The 1,058-nt window shown below is 76.0% G+C and carries 1 protein-coding gene; it reads right to left on the reverse strand.

Annotated features, from left to right (window positions below; translation table 11 throughout):
- A partial coding sequence (locus AB0J52_RS41985) for an AfsR/SARP family transcriptional regulator (protein ID WP_500188896.1) occupies positions 1-1,058 on the reverse strand: 1,058 nt, incomplete at both ends.

The raw sequence follows: 1,058 nt of genomic DNA on the forward strand, positions 1-1,058 counted from the left end.
TCCGGCGCGGCGGCGAGCACCCGGTCGGCGACGGCGGCGACGGCGTCCAGCACGTGCTCGCAGTTGTCCAGGACGAGCAGGGTGCGGCGGGTCGCGAGCAGGTCGGTGAGCCGGTCCAGCGGGCGCGGGGCGGTGCGGCCCTCCGCCTGCCGCATCAGGTCGGGCGCGTCGAGGGCGACGAGCACGGCCTGCGCGACGGCGTCGGCTCCGCCGGGCGCGGCCATCGGAGCGAGCGGGACGAACCACACGCCGTCGGGCAGGCGGTCCACCAGGGGCGCGGCGGCCTCGGAGGCCAGCCGGGTCTTGCCCGCGCCGCCCGGTCCGATGAGGGTGACGAGCCTTGACTCGCCGAGCATCTTGCCGAGCTGCACCACCTCCTCGTCGCGTCCGACGAAGCTGGTGAGGGCGGCCGACAGGTTCGTCCGGCCCTTCGGCGTGCGGACCGGTTCCGCGGGCCGCGGCTTCTCCTGCGGCCGTGGCGGGGTGGGCGGGTCGCGGCGAAGGATGGACAGGTGCAGGGCGCCCAGTTCCGGCGCCGGATCGACGCCCAGGTGCTCGGCCAGGTGCTCGCGGGTCTCCTCGTACACGCGCAAGGCGTCGGCCGGACGGCCCGCCGCGTTCAGGGCGCGCATGAGCAGGCCACGGACGCGTTCGCGGAGCGGGTGCGCGGTGGCGAGGGCTTCGAGTTCGGGGAGCAGGGAGACCGACTCCCCCAACTCCAGTTCGGCCTCCATGCGGTCCTCGGTCGCGCTGATGCGCAGTTCTTCCAGCCTGGCGGCTCGTGCGCGCGCGAACTCGGCGTCCGCGACGTCGGCCAGGGCCTGCCCGCGCCACATGTCCAGAGCCGTGCGGAGCGCGGCGGCCTTCTCGGACGGGTCGGAGAGCGCCCGGGCGGCGGTCACGGCCCGTTCGAACGCGACGGCGTCCACGGCGGACGGGTCGAGCGCGAGCCGGTATCCGGCCGGGCTGTGTTCGACCAGGCCCTTGCCGGTCGCCGCGCGCAGCCGCGACACCAGGGCCTGGAGGGCGTTGCCGCCGGGCGGGCCTTCCTCCCTAAG

Origin of the sequence: Spirillospora sp. NPDC049652 (assembly GCF_040675125.1) — a bacterium.
Lineage (GTDB): Bacteria > Actinomycetota > Actinomycetes > Streptosporangiales > Streptosporangiaceae > Spirillospora.